Source organism: Clostridium punense (assembly GCF_017874425.1).
Classification (GTDB): domain Bacteria; phylum Bacillota; class Clostridia; order Clostridiales; family Clostridiaceae; genus Clostridium_J; species Clostridium_J punense.
Genome location: NZ_JAGGLL010000068.1, coordinates 1 through 7,597 on the forward strand (window position 1 = coordinate 1; position 7,597 = coordinate 7,597).

General features: G+C 29.5%; 8 protein-coding genes and 1 riboswitch. Of the genes, 1 reads left to right on the top strand and 7 read right to left on the bottom strand.

The features are described 5' to 3' along the window. Positions 1-37: 37 nt before the first annotated feature. Positions 38-247 carry a hypothetical protein gene (locus J2Z44_RS20900; RefSeq protein ID WP_021282435.1) on the bottom strand — a complete coding sequence of 70 codons (210 nt, stop codon included), beginning with the start codon at positions 245-247 and terminating at the stop codon, positions 38-40. 7 nt (positions 248-254) lie between these two features. Then, the gene (locus J2Z44_RS20905; protein WP_021282436.1) at positions 255-647 is read right to left on the bottom strand and encodes a chemotaxis protein CheW; all 393 of its coding nucleotides are present in this window, start codon (positions 645-647) and stop codon (positions 255-257) included. Between the two features lie 109 nt (positions 648-756). Beyond that, positions 757-843, bottom strand: a riboswitch (cyclic di-GMP riboswitch). Between the two features lie 681 nt (positions 844-1,524). Here J2Z44_RS20905 and J2Z44_RS20910 point away from each other — a divergent pair. Next, on the top strand, positions 1,525-2,232 hold the full coding sequence (locus tag J2Z44_RS20910; protein WP_021282439.1) for a DUF5131 family protein: 708 nt from the start codon (positions 1,525-1,527) through the stop codon (positions 2,230-2,232). 226 nt (positions 2,233-2,458) lie between these two features. Here J2Z44_RS20910 and J2Z44_RS20915 read toward each other — a convergent pair whose 3' ends face one another. The 5 genes from J2Z44_RS20915 to J2Z44_RS20935 all read right to left on the bottom strand — a co-directional run bounded on the left by J2Z44_RS20915 (position 2,459) and on the right by J2Z44_RS20935 (position 7,372). After that, on the bottom strand, positions 2,459-3,148 hold the full coding sequence (locus tag J2Z44_RS20915) for a helix-turn-helix domain-containing protein (protein ID WP_021282440.1): 690 nt from the start codon (positions 3,146-3,148) through the stop codon (positions 2,459-2,461). Positions 3,149-3,616: 468 nt separating this feature from the next. Beyond that, the gene (locus tag J2Z44_RS20920) at positions 3,617-3,895 is read right to left on the bottom strand and encodes a CD3324 family protein (RefSeq protein ID WP_209650037.1); all 279 of its coding nucleotides are present in this window, start codon (positions 3,893-3,895) and stop codon (positions 3,617-3,619) included. Between the two features lie 9 nt (positions 3,896-3,904). Then, positions 3,905-5,011 (bottom strand): hypothetical protein, encoded by a 1,107-nt coding sequence (locus J2Z44_RS20925; protein ID WP_021282443.1) that lies wholly within the window; start codon positions 5,009-5,011, stop codon positions 3,905-3,907. Positions 5,012-5,187: 176 nt separating this feature from the next. Further along, positions 5,188-5,649 (bottom strand): C45 family peptidase, encoded by a 462-nt coding sequence (locus J2Z44_RS20930; RefSeq protein WP_021282444.1) that lies wholly within the window; start codon positions 5,647-5,649, stop codon positions 5,188-5,190. A gap of 349 nt (positions 5,650-5,998) precedes the next feature. Beyond that, a complete protein-coding gene (locus J2Z44_RS20935) occupies positions 5,999-7,372 on the bottom strand; it encodes an ABC transporter permease (RefSeq protein WP_021282445.1) in 1,374 nt (457 codons plus the stop codon). Positions 7,373-7,597: the final 225 nt, after the last annotated feature.

Below are 7,597 nucleotides of genomic sequence, written 5' to 3' on the forward strand. Positions count from 1 at the left end.
AAGTAACTGCAGCTTAAAAGTAAAATAACTAGCTATCTTATGAAAAAACGAGATATAACGAGTTTGGTGTGTCTATTTTATTGGGGGAAGGGCAGACTTTTGCATATTGATTGTTGTTAATTTCATTCTTAATTTTTTCTATACTTGATCTATTAATAACCAATTCTTCAATCAATGCAATTAACTCAGTCATTTTTTTTGAATTTATAGCAGATAATTCATCATTAGAGGTTATTGTCTCACTCAATTAATAATTACCTCCTTATCACAGGATTTAAAATCATAACTATTTTATTATCTATTTTTACGACTCCTTGTATAAAGCAATTGGAAATATCCTTACAAATTTCTTCTTCATTAACATCTACAATATCATCAACATAGTCTACCAAAATCCCAGTAGTTTCTCCATCTTTACATATTGCGATAATACTACTTGAGTCATATATTGAAGTGTCCTGAATCCCAAGAATAGCTTTTATATTTATTACAGGCATTATTGTTTGTTGATAATTAATCACACCTTCTAAAAACTTCTCAGAACTAGGAATTTTAGTTAGGGGTTCTAGCTTGATAATTTTCTTAATATACTGTGAATCCATAGCCATGGTTTGTCCATTTAACAAAAATGTTATTAGTTTCTTCAAATTTTTTATCACTCCTTTCCTTGCAAATTATTAACTTACCTTACTACGAATTTATTATATTTGCTTCAATCAAAAAAGCCAGGACATAGCCTGGCATACTCGTTGTATAACGTGCAACCTGGCAATCATAGAATATTATTTCCTTAGACCCATAGCTTTGCGTCCCTATCTTTCGACAAGTTTGCCTATTTTTATGTAATTATACTAGTATAATCATACTATACATGAAATATTAACTTTTTTCAATGAGAATAATGAAATATTATGTATTTTTTTGTAATATTATTTCATAATTGTGCTGGTTTAATTGAAGAAAACATCATTAAAAATTGTATAAAGTTAAATGAACGTAATAAACCTAATCATTTTGATGAAATATTCAACGCTACTAAAGTTGAACTTATACTTAACCCGAGTGCGTCTGGAGAAAAAGAATTTTAATGATTCCAAATTCCATTATGAAATATCTGACGAAGATGATTGTATTACAAAACTATGTTTTTTTTGACAGTTATCCTACTGGAACATATAATAATTGTAGTAGGATAATTGGTAACCCAATGGATGAATAGGTTAATAATAGAGCAATAATATAAAGGTTTTTTCAGATGTTTTCATACATCTATTGGATAAAAAAGCTTTACCTATGTCCATATTAATTTATGTTGGAGTCATTACATTAGTTAACAAATTACTAAAAATACAATTAATAAATAGCTTGATTAAGTACCAGTTAATAAGATTTTCGGCTTTGCTAGAAATATCAATACATTACCTGAATAGGTATCTAGACAGTTTAAAGTTAAACTCATTTATATTGTTCTAATATATATATTAAAATCCTATGGTATAAATTCGATTTTTTGGGGGTATTACTATGGCAATGTGGAATCCGTGGCGTGGCTGTTATAAATATAGCGAAGGGTGCAAATACTGCTATATTCATAAAGGGGATGCCAGAAGAGGAATAGACACAAATATTATTGTGAAAACAGATAATTTCAATGCACCTATTATGAAAAATACAAAAGGTGAGTATAAAATCAAATCAGGACAAACCGTCTATTTATGCTTTTCTACAGATTTTCTTATTGAAGAAGCTGACAACTGGAGAGAAGAATGCTGGAGAATAATAAGAGAACGCTCAGACTTGAATTTTATTTTTCTTACAAAGAGAATTGAGAGGTTTACTCAATGTATTCCTAGTGACTGGGGTAATGGATACGATAATGTAACTGTTGGTTGTACTGTTGAAAATCAAGACAGATCAGACTTTAGGCTCTCTTTATTTTCCACTCTTCCAATAAAGCACAAAAATATAATTTGCCAACCACTTATTGAAGAGATAAATATAGAAAAATATCTAAACGATGTTGAACTTGTAGTAGTTGGTGGTGAATCTGATAGAAATGCAAGACCTCTGAATTATGATTGGGTCTTATCCATTCGAGAGCAGTGTATAGCTAAAAGAGTTCATTTTGAATTTAGACAATGTGGAACTTACTTTATTAAAGATGGTAAGAAATACACGCTTAATGTGAAAGATTTGTGTAGTCAAGCAAGAAAGGCAAATATTAACTGTTAATAAAAAATTTAAATAGATTCTACAGGTAATGAGTCTAATGCAAAGGTGTGTTAGCTAATCTTCTTTAAGAATGTATCAAGGACTTACCTTATTACAGTAAGTCCTCTTTTTATATCTATATAAGCCAGTATCCTCGTCTATTTTGTGGAGTGCATATATAGCCTTGTGTAAAATAGAGTATGTAAATATAATATTGAAGTTTACTTTAATCCGCTCTATAAATTTGTTATTTTATTGCAATGTACACATCCATATAATCCACACCATTTATTATATATACTTTTTCAAAGCATGAAATAACATCTTTATCATTTTTACCTTGAAGTCCGTTTATTTGCATATACGACATCAGTGTCTTATATGCATTAGGAATTATGCTAAAAGGTGCTTTAAAGGGCTCCTTAATGGTTATTGCCACATACTTTTGCTTTTTCTGTATAATCACTTCCGCATTTTTATCGTCTAGCTTAATGCCTGATGGTAAAATACATGCCGCTGCATAACCATGCATATGAAATACATTCACTTGCTCCTGAGATACAAAAGGGAAATCCCACCCTATAATTTCAGGTTGCTCTATTCCCAAGCGGGTTGCCCAAGCCTTTACATGATTTACAGCATCATCTTCAGGCTCCATACTGATTACAGCATATCTAATATATTTAAACTCACCAACATCTTCAATTCTAATATCAGAGTATGCTTCACCACATACATTCATATCTTCCCTGATTAACTGGTCCATTGAACATGAAAATAACTGACAAAGTTCAAGGATTTTGTCCATTTCAGGATAAGTTGCATCCAACTCCCACTTTGAAATGGTTTGCCTACTTACTCCCATTTTTTCAGCCAATTCCTCTTGAGTCATTCCATTATGCATTTTTCTCAAAAATTGCAGATTTTTGCCAAACATAATACATATCCCCCTTTAAACTTGATACTTTAATTGTACATTTTAATAAATTTTCTTTCTATCAAGCATAAAGTTCTTTTTCAGTTAGTCCTGCAACTTAAAGTTGCACACCTTAATTCTGCTGATAAGTTCCTATTAATCTTTTATTTAAAACCTTCTATTCTTTTGCTCTAAGGCATCTTCAAAATAGTCTTCACTATAACTACACTTTTCCTAAAAATAACTCTTATATGTAGCATTCTTTTTCATTGGGCTTTTAACGAACTACCCGTGGAAACACTAATAAAATTTCAAATTCATCTATACATTCTCTTGATTCTTCTTAAACTTTTATTTCAAAATTAAATGCTATAATTCTAAGAAAAATTATAGCATTTACATAATTTTTATTTATTCTTATTTCTAGTACACTTATTAATAATATTAACAACTTTAAAATTAGTTACAGCCCTTACTTACTCTCTTTCATTAGTCACTTGCTTTGTCCTTTACATAAACTATCTTTTTAATAGTATTTTCAGAAAGATAGTATTTATTAGCTAGTTCACTTATCGTAGCTCCATCAATATGTTCTTTCCTTATACTATCGTTCCTCATAGAAAGATTACGTCTATATCCAGAATTATCTCCCCATTTTTTTCTTGTTCCTTCAGCTTTAGGTATATATAGATACTCACCTTCTATATACTTTTGAACCTCATCCATCAAGGCTTGGGGCAAGATTTCCTTTGCATTTTTGTATTTCACCTAAATCTCCTACTTCTCTCTAAAATAGCTTTCAAATTCATCCACCGATTTAAAATCCAATAACTTAATGTTATTTTTTGAAATTAATGAAATTAGTTCCTTTTCAAACTTATCAATTGCTACAAGAATTTGTTTATCATCTTTCTGAGAAACTAGTTCCAATAAATCTACTTTAAATATATTGTTAAAGTGTTTTGAGTATTCTACATAAGCATTTCTATCATCATACCATATACCCTCTTCAATTTTAGCAATAAACTCACTAACTTCTTCTTGAATATATGAGAAGAGCTCGAATAATTTGTAGTAGTCCTGTTTACTAACAGCATTTTTGCATTTATTAATGCTTTTTTTCAATTCTTCATAATAGCCAGTGAAAAGTGTTTCAAACAACTCAACCTGTTTTTTCTCTTTCTTCATACTGAGTAGTAACTCTCTAGTATTTTCAACAAGACTTAAGGATTTTGCATGGATTTCTTCACTAGAAGTAGCAAAAATTATATTATTTACTAATGCTTCATAATCCTTAGGTAATCTTCCTAGGTTTAAAGAATCCCTTAAAACTGAACCATTTCCATTTTTATAATACTGGCTGTTTGCAAATCCTAAGGCATTTGCAACTTTTTTAAGAAGTTTTCCTGCTTCTAGCCTTACACTGCTTATACTATCTCTATACTTATACATATTATAAAGATAGATATAACTCTCATTAAAGTACTCATAAGCTTTATTTAACAATGCTTCATCATACTGACCACTTAATACAACTTTAAGACTGTCTTTCAAACTTTCAAATCTACTAAGATCACCTTCATCCGAACAATAAACCACTTCTGTATCTAAAAGTAAATATCCTTGTGGACTATCCATTGCAGCATTTGCAACTAATCTTTCCCAACTTATAGGGAATAGATCATAACTTACCCCTTCTACAATAAATTGAGTTGAAAGTTGTTTTCCTCTTTCATCTTTAGGAATGAAGTAAAACCCTGTTCCTAAGTTCTCCTCTTCATTTTCCTTCTTGTTTCCATATACTACAAGCAATAAGATATCTTCCTTATAATCACTAAGGATTTTATTTTTTACTATTTCTAATATTCTTTTATCTCTTTTCATTTTTTTACCTCCAGATTACTTTTAAATTTTTAGAATTAATGGATCCATCGATTTGTTAATTTAATTATATCTACATCCTATAATTAAATATATAGACAGTTCTCTTCTGGGTAATTCTATACATATCTTAGTAATAAAGCTTTAAGTCTATCATTCTTAAGCCTAATATTTCTCCACTAAACTATTTCAAACTCTGAACAATCATTAGCTCCTGGAGGTAGCTTCTTCCATAAGGGTTTCTTATTATCATTAGGCAGAACTGCATAATAATCTTCTCTATCAGCATAAATATGCCCATTTGCTGTTATTCCAGGAAGCACTGCCATTTGACTACAACCTCCTTTGCTTTTATAGGTGTTAATATAATAAATTATTTCTTCTACGCTAACCCCTAAAGTGTCTGCCACTCCCCTAATTTCATCATTAATTCCTGGACAGTATCTATCAAAATACTCTATTGCATTATTTATATACCTTCTTACCCCTTTATCCTTTTCATGGAAATTAGTCGCAATGTTCCTAAATGAACCTGCCTTTGTTATAATAAGCTGCCCTAAAATTTTTCCTACTTCATAGGATGTTCCCTCAACTGTAATATGTTTATATAATACTTTCTGCTGGTTAATATTATTATCCATAGCTTTCTCCCCTCATAATTCTTATTATGGTTTTCCTGCACAAGTTACTGTATTTTAAATTATATAAATACACAAGTAAGACATCAAATTGAGTTGAGGTCAGTAGTTTAACTCTAGTTCAGAAAACTCTACAAATTACTTTGTATTTCTTTCTGTATTATTGGATATATTTACAAGTTGTGATTTTTACAGTATACTATAGTTAATGTTATAAGAATTTCTAGAAATTTATATATTAACTATAAAAAAAGATACGGTATAGATAATTAGCTATACCGTATCTTTTTATAGTTCAGTTGAACAACTTCCACTTAAAGAAGATAGCAGATTGGAATCTTCCGAAGTATTGTTAAAGTGGTAAATCTTTCTCCTTAAATACTCTAACTCCTATAGAATAAAATGCAATACCTACAACTGCTAAAATAATTAACTGAAATGTATAATTACCACCATTTAATATAGCCTGTGTATCAAATAGTGTGTTTAAAGAAAAATATTTCAAAGCTTTTAAACTTTCACTAACTTGAGCCATCATATGAAATAAGAAAAATGCAAGTGGTATTCCTGCACCTAAAGCCATATAATTCTTAGATGTATTGAATATACAAGAAAACATAAAGGTAATTCCACTAGTTGCAAACATTAAAAGGAATAAGCCTAAATTAATCATTACATAGTCTCTTACATTAAAATCTATCCCTTTATCTGCTGCCAGATTATTTGATGCTGTTTGATTATTTATTATTTGTATAAACATTTCCTTTGGAATACCTGCCGCCTTTACAGCTTCATTTAAAGCTTCATCATTTGATTTTAATTGCTCCATGTCAGATGCAAGATCACTTTCTTTAACATCCAATACTTTTGATGCCGCATTAATCCCTACAAATATTTTCTCTTGTATTTCACTTGATTTCTTGGCTCCCTCAATTTTTTGAATAGCTAACTTATCAATATAAGCACTATAACCCTCTTTATTTATTCCCATTATATTTGCTGCTGCTGTAAGTGCTTCATCATTGCCTTTTATTATTGATGGGTTCTTATTTATCTCTGAAACATCTATATTCATTACTTCAGCAGCTACCTTATATGAATTATCTATAATTTTAAGATTTAAATATTCCTTATAAACATCTTCATCTATATCTCTTGCTTCTGCACCTGCCTTTAAAGCATACTCATTATTTAAAATTAAAGTTAGGTTATTAGCTATCTCAGCTTTGTCAACCTTTAACACATTACTTGCAGCTTTTATGTCTTCAGTATACCCCTTATCCCAAATTCCCCCATGAAAGGCTTGAATTGAAATTAAACCTGATATTGTAAATAATAAAATCATTATAAATAATGATGCAATAAAATAAGCAACTTGTGTAATTACAAATTCACTTCTTTTTATAGGAGTTGATAGCAAGTACGCCATAGAGCCTCTATCTACTTGTGAAACAATAAGGTTGCTACCAACACTAATAATAAATATTAACATTAAAATAATACCGTGTATTGAATAAATTGTTTGTGTTAACATTCCAAGAAAACTTGTATCTGCCAACATATTTGCAAAGGGTGTATCTTTAACCATATTTGACATACTTGTTATTGTTTCTGGGTCAAATACTCCAATTATTGCAATATTTATAAGAATTAGAACTATTGTAATTATAGACCATATCTTAAAATTTGCTTTAAATGTTTGCTTAAAAATAGTCTTATTAAACATCTATCTTCTACTCCTTTAATATAAACTTTTAAAATATTTTTCAAGGGTGTATTTAATTTCTGTAAAAAATTTAATGTTATATCCCTTTAGTGTCTTAGTAAGTATATTAATATCTTTATCATTAATACTTATACACCACTTTACAAGTAATTTAAAATTACCAAAAAATACAACGTACCAAACGCCTTCTAGATATCAATACTAATCTTGTGAACACCAATATTG